This window comes from Microbacterium sp. CFBP 13617, from assembly GCF_014839445.1.
Lineage (GTDB): Bacteria > Actinomycetota > Actinomycetes > Actinomycetales > Microbacteriaceae > Microbacterium.
The window spans coordinates 1-16761 of the sequence record NZ_JACYNW010000003.1 but is presented as its reverse complement, the minus strand read 5'-3'; the positions used below and the strand labels follow the sequence as shown (position 1 = coordinate 16761).

At 70.7% G+C, this 16761-nt stretch carries 14 protein-coding genes; 11 read left to right on the top strand and 3 right to left on the bottom strand.

Annotated elements, in window-relative coordinates:
* The first annotated feature begins 9 nt into the window (after nt 1-9).
* Nucleotides 10-837, top strand: coding sequence for an SDR family NAD(P)-dependent oxidoreductase (locus tag IFU40_RS08540; RefSeq protein ID WP_055835731.1), 828 nt, complete (start codon nt 10-12; stop codon nt 835-837).
* 49 nt (nt 838-886) lie between these two features.
* Here IFU40_RS08540 and IFU40_RS08535 read toward each other — a convergent pair whose 3' ends face one another.
* Nucleotides 887-1198, bottom strand: coding sequence for a hypothetical protein (locus IFU40_RS08535; protein ID WP_055835734.1), 312 nt, complete (start codon nt 1196-1198; stop codon nt 887-889).
* Between the two features lie 169 nt (nt 1199-1367).
* Between IFU40_RS08535 and IFU40_RS08530 the strand changes: the two genes are divergently transcribed.
* The 7 genes from IFU40_RS08530 to IFU40_RS08500 all read left to right on the top strand — a co-directional run bounded on the left by IFU40_RS08530 (nt 1368) and on the right by IFU40_RS08500 (nt 9210).
* Nucleotides 1368-2342 carry a dioxygenase family protein gene (locus tag IFU40_RS08530; protein ID WP_191926070.1) on the top strand — a complete coding sequence of 325 codons (975 nt, stop codon included), beginning with the start codon at nt 1368-1370 and terminating at the stop codon, nt 2340-2342.
* Nucleotides 2343-2423: 81 nt separating this feature from the next.
* Nucleotides 2424-2948, top strand: coding sequence for a hypothetical protein (locus IFU40_RS08525; protein ID WP_191926069.1), 525 nt, complete (start codon nt 2424-2426; stop codon nt 2946-2948).
* An 88-nt stretch (nt 2949-3036) separates the two neighbouring features.
* Nucleotides 3037-3768, top strand: coding sequence for an NUDIX hydrolase (locus IFU40_RS08520; protein WP_055937492.1), 732 nt, complete (start codon nt 3037-3039; stop codon nt 3766-3768).
* Between the two features lie 27 nt (nt 3769-3795).
* Nucleotides 3796-5511 (top strand): glucose-6-phosphate isomerase, encoded by a 1716-nt coding sequence (gene pgi, locus IFU40_RS08515; RefSeq protein ID WP_191926068.1) that lies wholly within the window; start codon nt 3796-3798, stop codon nt 5509-5511.
* Nucleotides 5512-5888: 377 nt separating this feature from the next.
* Nucleotides 5889-6794: an aggregation-promoting factor C-terminal-like domain-containing protein gene (locus IFU40_RS08510; RefSeq protein ID WP_191926067.1), complete on the top strand. Its 906-nt coding sequence runs from the start codon at nt 5889-5891 to the stop codon at nt 6792-6794.
* Between the two features lie 90 nt (nt 6795-6884).
* A complete protein-coding gene (locus IFU40_RS08505) occupies nt 6885-7463 on the top strand; it encodes a PadR family transcriptional regulator (RefSeq protein ID WP_055835753.1) in 579 nt (192 codons plus the stop codon).
* A 52-nt stretch (nt 7464-7515) separates the two neighbouring features.
* Nucleotides 7516-9210 (top strand): ABC1 kinase family protein, encoded by a 1695-nt coding sequence (locus IFU40_RS08500; RefSeq protein ID WP_191926066.1) that lies wholly within the window; start codon nt 7516-7518, stop codon nt 9208-9210.
* A gap of 29 nt (nt 9211-9239) precedes the next feature.
* Here the strand turns inward: IFU40_RS08500 and IFU40_RS08495 are convergent, their stop codons facing one another.
* Nucleotides 9240-10361, bottom strand: coding sequence for a hypothetical protein (locus IFU40_RS08495; RefSeq protein ID WP_191926065.1), 1122 nt, complete (start codon nt 10359-10361; stop codon nt 9240-9242).
* A 69-nt stretch (nt 10362-10430) separates the two neighbouring features.
* Here IFU40_RS08495 and IFU40_RS08490 point away from each other — a divergent pair, with 69 nt between their 5' ends.
* A complete protein-coding gene (locus IFU40_RS08490; RefSeq protein WP_191926064.1) occupies nt 10431-13388 on the top strand; it encodes a DEAD/DEAH box helicase family protein in 2958 nt (985 codons plus the stop codon).
* Between the two features lie 28 nt (nt 13389-13416).
* Here IFU40_RS08490 and IFU40_RS08485 read toward each other — a convergent pair whose 3' ends face one another.
* Nucleotides 13417-14421 carry an aggregation-promoting factor C-terminal-like domain-containing protein gene (locus tag IFU40_RS08485; RefSeq protein WP_055835766.1) on the bottom strand — a complete coding sequence of 335 codons (1005 nt, stop codon included), beginning with the start codon at nt 14419-14421 and terminating at the stop codon, nt 13417-13419.
* A 415-nt stretch (nt 14422-14836) separates the two neighbouring features.
* On the opposite strand from IFU40_RS08485, the gene rpsA reads away from it, so the two are divergent.
* Together rpsA and IFU40_RS08475 are read left to right on the top strand one after the other, a co-directional pair.
* Nucleotides 14837-16291 carry a 30S ribosomal protein S1 gene (gene rpsA / locus IFU40_RS08480; protein ID WP_055835770.1) on the top strand — a complete coding sequence of 485 codons (1455 nt, stop codon included), beginning with the start codon at nt 14837-14839 and terminating at the stop codon, nt 16289-16291.
* Between the two features lie 107 nt (nt 16292-16398).
* Nucleotides 16399-16572, top strand: coding sequence for a hypothetical protein (locus tag IFU40_RS08475; RefSeq protein WP_156458758.1), 174 nt, complete (start codon nt 16399-16401; stop codon nt 16570-16572).
* Nucleotides 16573-16761 lie beyond the last annotated feature (189 nt).

Here is a 16761-nt window from a genome sequence, read left to right as displayed (position 1 = left end):
GAGGTTCGCATGACCCGCACCATCGTCATCACCGGCGCCAGCGACGGCATCGGCGCCGCGTCCGCGAAACAACTCGCCCAGCTCGGCGAGGAAGTGGTGGTGGTCGGGCGCAACCCCGAGAAGACCGCCCGGGTGGCGCGCACGCTCGGGGTGGAGTCGTTCGTCGCCGACTTCAGCGAGCTGTCGCAGGTGCGCGAGCTCGCGGCCTCCCTTCTGGAGCGCTACCCCCGCATCGACGTGCTCGCCAACAACGCCGGGGGCGTGTTCGGCGAGCGCACCCTGACGGCCGACGGCTATGAGACCACGTTCCAGGTGAACCATCTCGCGCCCTTCCTGCTCACGAACCTGCTGCGCGAGCGGCTCATCGAGTCGCAGGCGTCGGTGATTCAGACCTCGAGCGCCGCGGCCAGGCTCTTCCCCCGCTTCGACATCGACGATCTGCAGGGAGAGCACCGCTACTCGTCGACCGCGGCGTACGGCAACGCGAAGCTGGCGAACGTGCTGTTCACCAAGGAGCTGAACCGTCGCTTCGGCGATGCCGGTCTCTCGGCCGTGGCCTTCCACCCGGGCGTGATCGCCTCGAACTTCGGATCGACCAGCGACGGACCGTGGAAGTTCCTCTACGGCGGACCCCTCGCCCAACGCCTCATGACGTCGACGTCGGTCGGCGGCGCGCGCCTGACCTGGCTCGCCCTCGGCAAGCCCGGCGTCGACTGGGTGCCCGGCGGCTTCTACTCGAACAACAAGGCGGCCAAGACCAACCGGCTGGCCGACGACCCCGTGGTGGCGCGACAGCTCTGGGAGCGCAGCGCCGTGCTGGCGGACCTGCCGCTCTGAGCCGAGCGGTCGCGGGTCGCCGCCGCGCGGACGGCTCCCGCGGGTGCGGTCAGCGCACTCCCGCGCGCGGCGGCCCGACGTTCCATCCGAGGCGCTCGAGGCCGTCGTGCAAGCGGCGCGCCTGCGCCCAGGCGATCTCTCCTGACACGTCGGAGTAGACGTCGATCGCGAACGGCGGCGGATCGGCGAACTTCGGGATCTCGACCTCGGCCCAGGCGTGCGGGGCCAACCAGACCCGGGGGCGCGCCGTTCCGGCGTCGTCGACCCCTCCGTCGGCAGCGAGCGCGATGACATCCAACGCGTCGATCTTGGTGATGGGCATGTCGACGACCAGCGTCACCGCGTGCAGCGTCTCGGACATCGCCCACCTCCTGTCGCTTCATCTTCACACGCGAATTCCGCGCGCGGGTCGCGGGCGACGATCGCGGGGCGGCGGATCGCATAGCTCGCGCACAGGATCGGTCAAGTCTCGGACAGGGTGCGTCGCGCACAGTCGACCCATCGACATCACCCGATACCCGGAGGCGGCCATGACCAGGATCCCCGACACCCAGATGACCCCCGACGGCCCCGCGTACGAGGGCCGTCTGCTCGACCGGGCCGACGAGCCGGTCGTCGACCAGGGGGCACCGTTCGACATCCGAACGCTCGTATCGCGCCGCGGCATCCTGGGTCTCGTCACCCTCAGTGCCGGTGCGGTCGCGCTCGCCGCCTGCACCCCGGCCGCGACCGGGACGACCGCGCCCACAACGACGCCCACCGCCACGCCCACCGCCACCCCGACCGTCTCGGCGACACCCACCGCCTCGGCCGCGAGCGCGGCCGCCGCTCTGCCCGCCGGTGAGATCCCCGATGAGACCGCGGGGCCCTACCCGGGTGACGGGTCGAACGGCCCCGACGTCCTCGAGCGGTCCGGCATCGTGCGCAGCGACCTGCGCACGAGCCTCGACGGAGGCGCTACGGCCACGGGCGTGCCCATGACCCTGAACCTCACGATTCTCGACACCGCCGGCGGCGACGTGCCCTTCGCCGGTGCCGCCGTGTACGTGTGGCACTGCGACACCGAGGGGCGTTACTCGATGTACTCCTCGGGCATCGAGGACCAGACGTACCTCCGGGGCGTGCAGGTCGTCGGATCCGACGGCGTCGTGTCGTTCACCTCGATCTTCCCCGGCTGTTACGACGGCCGCTGGCCCCACATCCACTTCGAGGTGTATCCGAACGTGGATGCCATCACCGATGCCTCCCAGGCGATCGCGACCTCGCAGGTGGCCCTGCCGCAGGCCGCGTGCGACGTCGTCTATGCGGACGCGGCGTATCCGTCGTCGGCATCCAATCTCTCCCGCGTCTCGCTCGACAGCGACAACGTGTTCGGCGACGACGGGGGAGCGCTCGAGCTCCCCACCGCCTCCGGCGACAACGCCGCCGGCTGGACGGTCGCCCTGGGCGTCCGCGTCGACACCACCACCCCGACCGCGGGCGCCGCTCCCGGCGGACGCGGCTGACCGACGAGGACCCCACCCCACCCTCACCGTCCTGAACGCCACCGCCTCACGGTGAGATCTCGCCGCGAGTAGCCTCGGTGAGTGACAGGACTTCAGAACGATGCGACGCCGGGGCGGCGTGTTCTCGTCGGCGATCTCTCCCACGAGGAGCTTCTCGCGCGACTCGGCGACGCGGGCGTCCTCCTCAACGTACACGCCGAAACGCTCCTGGCCGCGGCGGCGGTCGAAAGCCCTTCCGAGGCCGAGACGCTCGTGATCGTGGAGCGTTCGGTGCGCGAGCTCGGTCTTCCCGAAGGGGGGACCCTGCCTGAGATCTACGAACGCGCGCTGGCCCACGGGCTCGGACTCTGCCCCCCGGTCACCGCGGCGTACCTGCGACTGGCTCTGCACGACCAGGCGTCCGCCCCCGACAGGGTGCTGAGCGCCGGTCGCGCGCCGTCGGGATCCCTCACCGTCGCCGCTCCGCGCCTTCGAGACGACCCCGACTTCCCGGCGGGCCTTTACCTCAGGGTGATCGACGACCGACCCTGGCTGCGGGGATACCGCTGCGACGACCAGCACGAATGGTCGCCCGACGACAGGTTCGCTTTCCGGGCGGCGGGCTGATCGCGCCGAGACTGACCGACCCACGCGACGGCGACGGCTGGGCCTGCAACGGCTGAGCGAGCGGCGGGCGCGGTGATCTAATCGATCCATGCCCTCGCCCCGCGCACAACTGCAAGACCTCGTCCGTCGGCCGCGGACCGGACCGGCACCCGCCGACGCCTTCACCGCCCTGCAGGCGCTGCCAGTCGAGGGCGAGGCGCGCGCGGCGGCCGTGCTCATCTTGTTCGGCGTGCTCGACGGCATCCCGAGTCGGCGACGGGCGACCCACGTTCCGAGCGACCTCGACGTCCTGCTTCTGGCTCGGGCGAGCACGCTGCGCGCCCACCCCGGCCAGGTGGCCTTCCCCGGTGGGCGGGTCGACCCGGACGATGCGGATGCCGTGGCGGCGGCGCTGCGGGAAGCACGAGAGGAGACGGGGCTCGATCCGGCCGGGGTCGAGGTGCTGGGCGCGCTCGACGCCGTCCCCCTGGCGTTCTCCCGGCACGAGGTCACCCCGGTGATCGGCTGGTGGTCGCGTCCGACGCCCGTGCGCGCCGTGGACCGGGCCGAGTCGGCCGAGGTGTTCCGCGCGCCCGTCGCAGATCTGCTCGACCCGGCGCGTCGCGGGTCGACGGTGATCCGCCGCGACGGACGGGAGTGGAGGGGGCCTGCGTTCTCGCTCGAGACGGCCGGGGGTCCGCAGACGGTCTGGGGGTTCACCGCGATGGTGCTCGACGGGCTGTTCGACCGCCTGGGCTGGACCGAGCCGTGGGATGCCGAGCGCGAGATCGCGCTCCCCGACCCGGGCTCGACCCCTTCTCCCCACACCGCTGATCATTAGCGTGTTCCCCCGGCTTCGTCATCCGCGATGTGCGCTGCCGTCCGGATCGCTAGCGTGGAGTTCGTGACTGCGCCTATCGACCCCACCACCACCGCCGCCTGGTCCCGACTGACCGCCCTGCGCGACGCCTTCGATCCCGACCTGCGCGGCTGGTTCGCCGCGGATGCCGACCGCACGAGCACCCTGACGCGCAGCGTCGGCGACCTCCACGTCGACCTGTCCAAGAACCTCGTGACCGCCGAGGTGCTCGACGCCCTCGTCGCTCTCGCGGGCGAGACGGGCGTGCGCGAGCGCTTCGCCGACATGCTGCGGGGCGCACACCTCAACACCAGCGAAGACCGCGCGGTGCTGCACACGGCCCTGCGTCGCCCGGCGGGCGCCGCGCCTGCCCTCGTGGTCGACGGCCAGCAGATCGATCACGACGTGCACGAGGTGCTCAACCGCCTGAGTGCCTTCGCCGATCGCGTGCGGGCGGGCGAGTGGCGCGGGGTGACCGGCAAGAAGGTCACCACCGTCGTCAACATCGGCATCGGCGGCAGCGACCTCGGTCCGGTCATGGTCTACGAGGCCCTTCTTCCGTACGCCGACGCCGGCATCCACGCGCGCTTCGTCTCCAACATCGACCCCACCGACATCGCGCAGAAGACCGCTGATCTCGACCCCGAGACCACGCTGTTCATCGTCGCGTCCAAGACCTTCACCACGCTCGAGACCCTGACCAACGCCCGCCTCGCTCGCGACTGGCTGTGGCAGAAGCTCGCCGCAGCGGGGGCGATCGACGACACCGACGCCGCGCGCACCGAGGCCGTCGCCCACCACTTCGTCGCCGTGTCGACGGCGCTCGACAAGGTCGCCGCCTTCGGCATCGACCCGACCAACGCGTTCGGTTTCTGGGACTGGGTGGGCGGCCGCTACTCCGTCGACTCGGCGATCGGTCTGTCGCTGGCGATCACCCTCGGCCCCGACGCGTTCCGCGAGCTGCTCGCCGGCTTCCACGTCGTCGACGAGCACGTCGCCTCCACGCCCGTCGAGCAGAACGTGCCCGTGCTGATGGGCCTTCTGAACGTCTGGTACACCAACTTCCTCGGCGCGCAGTCGCACGCCGTCCTGCCGTACGCCCAGCAGCTGCACCGCTTCGCGGCGTACCTGCAGCAGCTCACGATGGAGTCCAACGGCAAGTCGGTCCGGTGGGACGGCACTCCCGTCACCACCGACACCGGTGAGGTCTTCTGGGGCGAGCCCGGCACGAACGGTCAGCACGCGTTCTACCAGCTGATCCACCAGGGCACGCGGCTCATCCCGGCCGACTTCATCGCCTTCGCGAACCCGGCCTACCCGCTCGCCGACGACGGACGCGACGTGCACGGGCTGTTCCTGGCGAACTTCCTCGCCCAGACCAAGGCCCTGGCCTTCGGCAAGACCGCCGAAGAGGTGGAGGCCGAAGGAACGACCGGCGCCCTCGTCGCCGCACGCACCTTCCCGGGCAACCGCCCGACCACGTCGATCTTCGCGCCGTCGCTGACGCCGTCGGTGCTGGGCCAGCTCATCGCCCTCTACGAGCACATCACCTTCACGCAGGGCACCATCTGGGGCATCAACTCCTTCGATCAGTGGGGTGTCGAGCTGGGCAAGCAGTTGGCCCTCCAGATCGCTCCGGCGATCGAGGGCGACGACGAGGCCCTCGCCGCCCAAGACGCCTCCACCGCCGCCCTGCTCGAGTACTACCGCGCGCACCGAGCCTGACGGTCGATTCCGCCGACCGCGGCCGAACGGGCCGATCCGCCGAGAATTTTCGCTCGCGGATCGGCCCGTTTCGCGTGGGAGCGCTGGCGATGCCCGCGCAGCAGGCTGGTGACTCGAGACCGCGCGCGCGAAAGAGAAGAGAAAAGCCTGGTCAGGGGCTTATCGGTCTCCCCGTTCCGCCGTGTCCGATGCGAACGGCCGTGCCCCGCTCCGCCTCCGCCCACGGGGATCCCGTGACACTGCGCTCTCACGCCCCTCCCAGGTAACGAAGAGATAACGCTCAGAAGCGCCACCCACACTCGGGGACTTGTGCCGACCCGACGGCACGATTTCGCGCTCGATCCCGACGAGTCGCGCCCCCGACGAAAGATTCCTCCTTGCTGCGTTCCGACCTGAAGCTCGCCCACGTCCACCGCGCCCGTCGCACCCTCGTCACTGCCGCCACGTGCGCCGGACTCGCCTTCGGGCTCGTGGCGACCACGGGGCTCGCGATCGCCGCGCCCACGTCGCTGCCCGATGCCTCGGCATCCTCCTTCTCTGCTCCCGGCACCGCCGCACCGGTGTCGACGGCGCCGACCCTCGACGCCATCAGCACCGGCGCCGCCAACGCGACCTCGGCGGCGCAGGCCGCGCTGTCGAGCGCAACGGCCGTCGAGGCCGATGTCGCGACGACCGGCCTTCCGCTGTCGATCGGCGATGCCTCCATCGACACGAGCGCGCTCCAAGACGCGGTGGAGCGCCTCGACTCGACCGACCTGCTGCCGGTCCTGCTCGTGCCCGCACTGAGCCAGAACGCGCAGACCGAGACCGAGCGCGTCACCGCGCGCGTGGCGCAGGTGCAGGGGAGCCTCGACGAGGCGAAGGCCGCCAAGGCGGCCGCCGATGCCGCCGCCGAAGCGCAGCGACAGGCCGAGGCCGCAGCCGCCGCCGAGGCGCAGCGACAGGCGGACGCCGCCGCGATGCTCGCCCGCGTGAACACCCCCGACGGTGCGCGCGACTACGCCGCGCAGCTCTCCGCCCAGAAGTACGGCTGGGGAAGCGACCAGTTCTCGTGTCTCTCGTCGCTGTGGCAGAAGGAATCGGGCTGGAACTACCAGGCGTACAACTCCAGCGGTGCCACCGGGATCCCGCAGTCGCTGCCCGGCAGCAAGATGGCGTCGTTCGGCGACGACTGGCAGACCAACGCCGCCACGCAGATCGCGTGGGGCCTCGACTACATCTCGCGCGGATACGGCACGCCGTGCAGCGCCTGGGGGCACTCGCAGTCGGTGAACTGGTACTGAGAATTCGCCCGCGAGCGACCTTCGCCGACCGATAGCGATATATCGTTATGTATCGCTGACCCAGATCGGGTCCGCGCGAAGGAGGTCGTCATGAGTGGTTCATTCCTGGGAGACGCGTTCGGCGGACGCGGTGGCAACAACACCCCCGGCTGGCCGATGTCCAACATCCTCGACGCGATGGAGCAGTTGCGCACGCAGTTCGAGCAGAAGACCAACGCCGCCCCGCGTATGAACAAGGGCGACGTGCGTTCGGCCGTCCTCTCGCTCCTGATCGAGCAGCCCATGCACGGCTACCAGATCATCCGCGAGATCGAGGACCGCAGCGGGGGATCGTGGAAGCCGAGCCCCGGCTCGGTGTACCCCACCCTGCAGCTGCTGACCGACGAAGGACTCGTGCAGTCCGAGGAGTCCAACGGTCGCAAGACCTACTCGCTCACCGCCGAGGGCCGCGCGGCCGCGGGAGACGAGACCACCGAGCGCACCGCGCCGTGGGAGTCCGCGACCTCGCGCGACAGCGGCCGGATGACGGCACTGCCCAAGGCCGGCGTCGAGCTGGCCCAGGCGGCGGCGCAGGTCGCGCGCACGGGCGACAAGGAGCAGGTCGCGCAGGCCGTCGAGATCCTCGACGAGGCGCGTCGCAAGCTCTACTCCATCCTCGCCCAGGGCTGAGATTGCCCGAGCTCGACGCGTGCGGAGCGCTCGTCGGCATCCAGGAGATTCGATGACCGACGACGCCCTCATGAAGGCCCGCTACCGACGGATCACGCGGTTCGCCGCGAGATACCTCGTGCAGGCCTGGTGGTATGAGCTGTTCCTGCCGCGGTTCGGTCTCGGGTGGATCTCCGCCCGGGGCCGCACCCGGCGGCTCGAGCGCATCGCCCAGCGCTTCCACGTGCTGGCCGTCGACCTGGGCGGTCTCATGATCAAGGTCGGACAGTTCATGTCGTCGCGCCTCGACGTGCTGCCCCCCTCGATCACCAAGCAGCTCGAGGGCCTGCAGGACGAGGTGCCGGCGGTGCCGTTCGCCCAGATGCGCGCCCGCGCCGAGGCCGAGCTGGGGATGCCGTTGGAACGGGCCTTCGCCCGGGTCGACGAGCGTCCGCTCGCCGCGGCGTCGCTGGGCCAGGCGCACCGCGCGACTCTCACCGACGAGCTGGCCGCCGAGACGGGCCTGAGCGCGGTGGTGCTGAAGATCCAGCGCCCCGGAATCGACCGGATCGTCGACGTCGACCTGCGGGCGCTCCGCAAGGTGGGCGTCTGGCTGAGCAGAGTCGCGCTCGTCCGCGACCGCGTCGACATGCCCTCGCTCGTCGAGGAGTTCGCGATCACCAGCCTCGAAGAGATCGACTACCTGCACGAGGCCGCGAACTCCGAGCGCTTCGCCGCCGACTTCGGCGGCGAGGGGGGAGTCGCGGTGCCCGAGGTCGTGTGGGAGCGCACCACCCGTCGCGTGCTGACCCTGCAAGACGTCACGGCCATCAAGATCAATGACGTCGACGCGCTCCGTGCGGCGGGCATCGACCCGTCCGAGGTGGCGGCGCGTTTCGCGGCCGTGATGTTCGACCAGCTCTTCGACGACGGGTTCTTCCACGCCGACCCGCACCCCGGCAACGTCTTCGTCACGCCCGTCTCGACCCCGGATGCCGCCACCCCGGCCTGGCGGTTCACGTTCATCGACTTCGGGATGATGGGCGAGGTGCCTCCCAGCCTCCGTCGGGGGCTTCGACGCGTGTTGATCGCCGCGGCCTCGCGTGACGGCAAGGGTCTGGTCGACGGCATCCGCGATGTGGGAGTGCTGCTGCCCTCCGCCGACACCATCCAGCTCGAACGCGCGATGACCCAGTTGTTCTCGCGCTTCGGCGGAATGGGTTTCGCCGAGCTCCAAGAGGTCGATCCGCGCGAGTTCCGGTCGTTCGCGATCGAGTTCGGCGACGTGGTGCGCGCCCTCCCGTTCCAGTTGCCCGAGAACTTCCTCCTCATCGTGCGTGCCATGTCGCTGACCAGCGGAATGTGCAGCGCGCTCGACCCGTCCTTCAACATCTGGGATGCCGTCGAGCCCTACGCCCAGCGCCTGATCCGCGAAGAGAGCGGCAACACCGCTCAGGCCTTCGTTCGCGAGGTGGGAGCGGTCGCCGCTGTCACCGCGCGCCTGCCGCGCCGGGCCGACAACCTCATCTCGCGCCTGGAAGAGGGCTCGCTCTCGGTCGAGACGCCGCGCATCGAGCGTCGTCTGCGCGATCTCGAGCGCATGATCCGTCGAGTCGTGTCGTCGGTGCTGTTCACGGGCCTGCTCGTCGGCGGCGTGCTGCTGCAGGTCGAGCAGTCCGTGCTCGGCACGATCCTGATGATCGTGTCGGTGGTTCCGCTGTCGCACGCCCTGCTCGCCGGCTTCATCGCGCGCCGCAACGGAGCCTGACGCCTCGGACGCCCCTGTGCGGCGCGGTCTCAGCGCCCGTCGACGATCGACATGAACCCGGCGAACGCGAAGATCGCCGGGAAGACGTACAGGCCCGTGCGGAAGACCACCCAGGCGACTCGGCCGACGAGGGGCCACCACCCCGTCTGCGGGGTGCGCGCGTCCAGGCGTCGCCCGCTCGGTCCGATGATCGGGTGGGGCGGTCGCCACGCGGCCGTGTCCCGCGATGCCCGTGACACCTGCACGGCGTCCTGCCCGTCGACGCGCTCGTCCACGTAGCGGTGCGACAACGCGAGGATCTTCGGCGCCACGTGGGTGAGCACGGCGTCGACGCTCTCCCAATCGTCGGCGCGGGTGTAGTCGGCGTCGACCGAGCGGAAGAAGACGACCCGGGCGTCCTTGACCTCGACGTCGAAGCCCGACGCGTGGTCGACGAGCCCCGCCATCACGTCGGGGGTCAGCACGTACAGCGCGTCGCCGGCGTAGCCGCGCGGGGAGTAGGTGCGGAACGTCCGGTCGAAGTCGCCCTCGAGCGAGATCCGTTGGTGACGGGCAATGGATGCCGGAAGGGCGGCGCCCCATCCGTCGTTGCCCCGTGCGTCGAGGACGAGGTGGGGGAGCGGCGAGGCGAGCGTGACGGTGACGTATTGTCGTGGTCGCGAGCGCGCGGTGCGGGGGCGCACGGTGCCGAACTCGACCCGCCCCGCGGTGAACCGCGGATACTCGCGCACCCCGAGGCGGTGATCGGTGACGAGTGACGAGAACGTCGCCGCGGAGCTGGGCGACGGCTCGTACCCGTTGGCCAGCGCAGTGAGGTCGCGGCGACCGTGACGCACACGGGTGCGCGAGGCCATCGGCTGCCGCGACCACCACCACAGCGCGGCCGTTCCGGCGAGCCACAGCGCGGCGATCACCGACGACACGACGAAGGCCGTGGCATCCGCCTCGCGCACCACGCCGTCCTGCACACCGTCGACCCGGATGCCGATCGACAGGAACGCGAAGAAGAGGAACCACAGGAAGAACCCGTTGTTGACGTGCAGCGCGAACTGCCGCCGGGTGGGTACCCAGGGTGGCCGTGGTCGAGGGGCCGCGGCGGCGAGAGCGGCGGCCACGTCGGCGGCGGGGGCGTCCAACCAGCGCAGATCCACGCCGACTCCTGTTCCGCGGGTCTCGCGCCCGCTCCCGCCCGCTCGTGGGCGCGTACCTAGACTGGCCCGGTGACGCCCGAAACCCCGCGCCCGCTCTCGGCGTGGCGCTTCGACGGCACGCTGCGCGCATATCAGGCCGATGCGCTCGCCCGGGTGGACGTCGACGCCGGTTCGCCCGTGCATCTGGTCGCGCCTCCCGGCTCGGGCAAGACGCTTCTCGGGCTGCTGCTCGCCGCGCGCCGCGGCCGGCGCACCGTCGTCTTCGCCCCGACCACCGCCATCCGTGCGCAGTGGGTCGATGCGGCGAGGGGCCTCGCGTCATCCGACGCGGCGGTGTCCGATGCGGCGGTGTCCGATGCGGCGGTGTCCGACGATCCCTCCGCGCCCGCCGACCTCACGGCGCTGACGTATCAGGCGATCAGCGTGCAGGATGCGACCTCGCCCTTCGCCGCGCTGGCGCATCGCCGGTGGGAGACCCAGCTCGAAGCCGACGACCGCACGCCGGAGGCCGCGGCTGAGTGGCTCCGCGCCCTCGCCGAGAGCAATCCCGCGGCCTACCGGCGCGGCATCCGCTCGCGTTCGCGGTCGATCCGCCGGTCCCTCGCCCGCGAGGACGCCGATGTTCTGGCCTCCGCGCTCCACCCGAACGCCCGCGCCCTGCTCGACCGGCTCGTCGAGGCCGGGGTCGAGACGGTCGTGCTCGACGAATGCCACCACCTGCTCGACCACTGGGCGCTCGTCGTCGCCGCGCTGCTCGCCCGTATCCGCGCGGGGGGACGCGAGCCGCTGGTCATCGGACTGACGGCGACGCTCCCGTCTCCCGACGACGCCGACGAATACGACAACTACGTGTCGCTGCTCGGCGAGGTCGATCTCGAGGTGCCGGTGCCGGCGGTCGTGCGGGAGGGGGATCTCGCGCCCTACCGCGATCTCGTGCACGTCGTCGAGCCGACACCCGAGGAGCAGCTCTTCCTCTCCGCGCACGCCGAGGCCCTGCAGGTGTCGCTGCGCACCACCTTCGCGGGGGGACCCGGCCGCGCCTTCCTGCTCGACGTGCTCCAGCCGCCCCTCGCTGCGCCGGCCCCGACCGATCCGCTCGCCCCGCCCGCGCCGGGCGCCGTCCCCGATGCGCTCGATCGCCGCCTCGCGGCCGCGTTCGCCGACGATTTCCCCGCCGCCGAGGCCGCGGCGGCCATGCTTTCGCTCGTCGCTCCCGACGACCCGGTGATCGCCCGCCTCCCGGCCGTCGCGCGGCGCCCACCGACCACCGACGAGACCCTGCGTCTTCTCGGGCGGTACGCGCTCGATCGGGTGCTGCCCGATCCCGAGCGCGCCGACGAGTGGCGGCGGATCCGCCGCGTCCTGGCCGACTTCGGATACGCCCTCACCGATCGCGGCATCCGCCGCACGCGTGACCCGATCGACACGGTCCTGGCATCGTCGTCGGCGAAGGACCGCGGGGCGTGCGACATCCTCGCGATCGAGCGGCGGGAGGTGGGCGACGATCGACTGCGCGCCCTCGTCGTCACCGATTTCGTGCGGCACGGGAACGTCCACGGCGGTCTCCTGGGCGGAGCCGGCGCCGTGCGGACGTTCTCGGTCCTGGTGACGGATGCCGCGACCTCCGGCCTCCGTGCCCTCCTCGTCACCTCCTCGACCGTGCGCATCGCGGCGCGCGACGCGTCGATGCTGCTGCCCGCGCTGTCGGCGGAACTCGGGGTCGAGGTCTCGGCCGAGGCGAGCGACGACGACGCACAGGTCGCCGTCGTGCGGGGGATCGGGGGGAGCGGGATCGTGGGCGCTGCCTCCCGCCTGCTGGACCGCGGGGTGATCCACGTCGTCGTGGGGACCCGTGGCCTGTTCGGCGAGGGATGGGATTGCCCGGCGGTCAACACGCTGATCGATCTGAGCATGGTCGCCACCGCGGCGGCCACGCAGCAGCTGCGCGGACGCACCCTGCGCCTCGACCCCGACTGGCCCGAGAAGGTCGCGCACAACTGGACCGTGACGGCGGTCCTCCCTCCTTCGGTGGGCTTGGAGGCGCAACCGGATGCCGCCCGCCTCCGCCGCAAACACGCACGGCTGTGGGGGCTCGACGCCGACGACTCCACGCAGATCGTCCGCGGGCTCGGTGCCGCCCTCGATGTCGCCCGCCGCCGCGCCCTGAGCGACGTCATCGCGAAGGTCCCGGGGGTGGCCCTCGCCGACGTCGACGGATTGCGCAGCGTTCCGCCCCGCGCGCAGACGCGTCTCGAGTGGCGGATCGGCGAGCCGTACGACGATCGGGAAGAGGTGTCCACGGTTCTGGAGCGGGATCGGGCGACGCCCGTGTTCCGCACGACCGTCGGCGCGGCACGGTCCCTCGGCGGGCTCTTCGCGGGCACCCTGGCTGTTCCGGCGCTGCTCGTGGTGGCGGCGTTCCTTCTGCCTTCCGCGGTGGGCACGGTGATCGCCCTCGCGGCCACGGCGACCGGCGTGTGGCTCGCGGTTCCCGTCGGACGGGTATGGGCGAACGTCCGCCGACAGGCGGTCGACGCCGTCGAATCGCACCGCCGCATGGCGGAGGTGGTCTGGGAGTCGCTCGTGACGACCGACCGTGTCGCCTCGGTATCGGGCACCCCGGTCGTGACGGGCACCGGTCTCGACGCCCGACGCGTGCGACTCGACGTGCGGATCCCGCAGGCGGCCCCGGAGGATCAACGCACCTTCGCGGCGGCCCTCGACGAGCTGTACGGCCCGATCCGCTCACCGCGCTTCGTGCTCGAGATCGACCGCGGCGGCCCCTGGATCGTCCGCGCGGTGCTCGATCGCGCCTCGCCGACGACCGCGCGCGATTTCCTCCCCGTGCCGTCGCGCATCGCGCGCCGTCGGGAAGACGCCGTCCGATTCGCGGGGGAGTGGCGGCGCAGGGTCGGACCTGTCGTGCTCCACGAGCTGACGTCGGCCGAGAATCTTCCGCTGCTCAGCGAAGCGCGCCGCCGCGGAAGATCCTCCGCGGCGACGCGCTCGATGGTGCGGTGGCGCTGACCGGTCGAGGCCGATCAGCGCGCCGGGGTCAGTACCAGCCGACCGACTGCGAGTGGGACCAGGCTCCGCACGGGCTGCCGTAGCGGCCCGAGATGTAGCCGAGGCCCCACGCGACCTGGGTGGCGGCGTTGGTCTGCCAGTCGCCGCCAGCCGACGACATCTTGCTGCCGGGCAGGGCCTGCGGAATGCCGTAGGCACCGCTGCCGCCGTTGTAAGCCTGGTAGTTCCAGCCCGATTCCTTGTTCCACAGCGACACGAGGCACCCGAACTGGTCGTCGCCCCACCCGTAGTTGCCGAGCATGGCGCGGGCGCTGGCCTGCGCTCCGGACACGCTGTTGTCGCCGGTGCCTCCGCCCGACGGGGCGGGGACGTACGCACCGCCGCCACCGCCGGTGTTGCCGCCGCCGCTTCCGCTGCCCGACGACGACGACTCGCGCGCCTCGGCCGCGGCCTTCTCCGCGGCGGCCGCGGCGGCCTCCGCCTCCTGGCGGGCCTTCTCGGCAGCTTCTTCTTCGGCCTTCTTCGCGATCGCGGCGTCGAGACCGCCGCGCAGTTCCGCGACGCGCTGGTCGACGGTCGTCGTCAGAGCCGAGACGCTGTCGGAGATCTCGGGCAGGAAGGCGGGCGGGAGCACCGCGGCGTCCTCGAGTCGATCGGTCGCCTGCTCGAGAGCGGTGGTGTCGACGACGGCCGGCTGGCCGATGTCGAGACCCGATGCCGCGATGTCGTTCTGCACGGCCGTCGCCGCGGCGAGGGTCTGAGTGGCCGTGGCGGTGGCGGCACGTGCCTCGTAGGCCTCGGGGCCGGCCGAGACCGAGAGGGCCGTCGGAGTGGTGGTCGAGGCGAGAGTGAACGTCGCGGTCGACAGGTCGGCGGGCGAGGCCGTCGCGGCCGGAGCGGTGCCGGTCAGGGTGGCGGCGGCCAAGACGCCGACGACGAGCGCCCCGACCGTCAGCACGGGGCGACGACGCGAGCGGCGGGAGGCGATACGGCGGGCACGGCGGTTGGACAGGGGTGTCGAATCAGAGCGCATAGAACCGGTTTCACGTAGAGGGGACGGCGCGGGTGTCGCACGTCCGGCCCGCGTCCAGCGGGCACAAAACCGGGAGCCTGGCATGCCAGTCTGGATGCCACCTGGGCAGACGTCGGGTCACAGCACGGGCAAAACTGCCGATCCGAGGCGGAATCCGAATGCCGTCGCCCGCATTCCGCACGGGGCGCGAGCGGACCACCGTGCCGAGTGGATGGGTGCGCTAGGCTGGAGTGTCACTCCTGGGGCTTCGACCGTTCTCGTTCGACCCCGTGGCACCGCATCACACAATCCGCTCTGCTTCGACTCATGGCATCCGTTCGCCCTCGGGCGGCCGAGTGCCGACGGCCCGGGTCTCCCTGATCTCTGGGCGCAGGAGTCGGAGCCCGATACCAAACCCACTAGGACAACCCACTACATGACTACCGCAACGACCGCCCCCGCTATCAAGCAGGTCGCGATCAACGACATCGGCTCGGCCGAAGACTTCCTGGCCGCGGTCGAGAAGACGCTCAAGTTCTTCAACGACGGAGACCTCATCGAGGGCACCGTCGTGAAGATCGACCGCGACGAGGTCCTCCTCGACGTCGGTTACAAGACCGAGGGTGTCATCCCCTCCCGCGAGCTCTCGATCAAGCACGACGTCGACCCCAACGAGGTCGTCAACGTCGGCGACCACGTCGAGGCCCTCGTTCTCCAGAAGGAGGACAAGGAAGGCCGCCTGATCCTGTCCAAGAAGCGCGCACAGTACGAGCGTGCGTGGGGCGACGTCGAGAAGATCAAGGAGAACGACGGTGTTGTCACCGGTTCCGTGATCGAGGTCGTCAAGGGTGGTCTCATCGTCGACATCGGCCTCCGTGGCTTCCTCCCGGCATCGCTCATCGAGCTGCGCCGTGTCCGCGACCTCACGCCGTACCTCGGCCAGGAGATCGAGGCGAAGATCCTCGAGCTCGACAAGAACCGCAACAACGTCGTGCTCTCGCGCCGCGCCCTGCTCGAGCAGACGCAGTCCGAGTCGCGCACCACGTTCCTCAACAACCTGCACAAGGGTCAGGTCCGCAAGGGCACGGTCTCGTCGATCGTCAACTTCGGTGCGTTCGTCGACCTGGGCGGCGTGGACGGCCTCGTGCACGTCTCCGAGCTCTCGTGGAAGCACATCGAGCACGCCTCCGAGGTCGTCGAGGTGGGCCAGGAAGTCACCGTCGAGATCCTCGAGGTCGACCTCGATCGCGAGCGCGTGTCGCTCTCGCTCAAGGCGACGCAGGAAGACCCGTGGCAGGTGTTCGCCCGTACCCACGCGATCGGTCAGATCGCTCCGGGCAAGGTCACCAAGCTCGTTCCGTTCGGTGCGTTCGTCCGCGTGGCCGACGGCATCGAGGGCCTCGTGCACATCTCCGAGCTGTCGGGTAAGCACGTCGAGCTCGCCGAGCAGGTCGTGTCGGTCGGCGAAGAGGTCTTCGTCAAGATCATCGACATCGATCTCGAGCGTCGTCGCATCTCGCTGTCGCTCAAGCAGGCCAACGAGTCGGTCGACCCCAACGGCACCGAGTTCGACCCGGCGCTGTACGGCATGGCCACCGAGTACGACGAGCGCGGCGAGTACAAGTACCCCGAGGGCTTCGACCCCGAGTCGGGTGCATGGCTCGAGGGCTTCGACACCCAGCGCGAGCAGTGGGAGCAGGAGTACGCCGCTGCCCAGGGTCGTTGGGAGGCCCACAAGGCTGCCGTTGCCAAGGCTCTCGAGGCCGAGGCTGCGAACCCGACCGACGCCGGTACGTTCGGTGGCTCGTTCTCGTCGGAGTCGCCCGCCCAGGGCACCCTGGCCGATGACGAGTCGCTGGCTGCGCTTCGCGAGAAGCTCTCCGGTCGCTGATCACCGCTTCACATCGAAGGCCGGCACCTCTTCGGAGGTGTCGGCCTTCGGTCGTTGGTGGAGACAAGCCCTAGTTTCCCGGGCGCGGGACAGGGCAGGATGGATGCATGGCTTCTCGACTTCCCCTTCTGATCACCCTCGCCGGCGTCGCCGTGCTGTTCCTGTCGATCGCGTTCGTGTTCGCCCTCGTCATCGGCGCGATGTTCTTCGGCGGGATCGAGTTCACCGGTGGACACACCGAGGCTGCCCTGCAGTTTTCGAGCGCTGCTCTCCGCGTCTGATCGATCCGGCAGCACGGGCCCGGCGACGTTCCACGTCGTGCGGGCCTTCGTCGTTTCCCGCGTGTTTCCGGGGGTGTGGGAGTGCGACACGCCCGGGATGTGGCTGGATTGGCCGAGTCGGGGTGTCGCACGTAGTCTTTTACTTGTTCGCCCCACAGGGGAGAGCGGAGCGGCCGAAAGGCCCCGCAG

Bases quoted from the DNA above. Each gene is read 5' to 3' on its own strand.
- rpsA (WP_055835770.1), top strand. From the start codon at position 14,837: ATGACTACCGCAACGACCGCCCCCGCTATCAAGCAGGTCGCGATCAAC.
- pgi (WP_191926068.1), top strand. From the start codon at position 3,796: ATGTGCGCTGCCGTCCGGATCGCTAGCGTGGAGTTCGTGACTGCGCCT.
- IFU40_RS08475 (WP_156458758.1), top strand. From the start codon at position 16,399: ATGGCTTCTCGACTTCCCCTTCTGATCACCCTCGCCGGCGTCGCCGTG.
- IFU40_RS08540 (WP_055835731.1), top strand. From the start codon at position 10: ATGACCCGCACCATCGTCATCACCGGCGCCAGCGACGGCATCGGCGCC.
- IFU40_RS08530 (WP_191926070.1), top strand. From the start codon at position 1,368: ATGACCAGGATCCCCGACACCCAGATGACCCCCGACGGCCCCGCGTAC.
- IFU40_RS08520 (WP_055937492.1), top strand. From the start codon at position 3,037: ATGCCCTCGCCCCGCGCACAACTGCAAGACCTCGTCCGTCGGCCGCGG.
- IFU40_RS08505 (WP_055835753.1), top strand. From the start codon at position 6,885: ATGAGTGGTTCATTCCTGGGAGACGCGTTCGGCGGACGCGGTGGCAAC.
- IFU40_RS08535 (WP_055835734.1), bottom strand. From the start codon at position 1,198: ATGTCCGAGACGCTGCACGCGGTGACGCTGGTCGTCGACATGCCCATC.
- IFU40_RS08485 (WP_055835766.1), bottom strand. From the start codon at position 14,421: ATGCGCTCTGATTCGACACCCCTGTCCAACCGCCGTGCCCGCCGTATC.
- IFU40_RS08500 (WP_191926066.1), top strand. From the start codon at position 7,516: ATGACCGACGACGCCCTCATGAAGGCCCGCTACCGACGGATCACGCGG.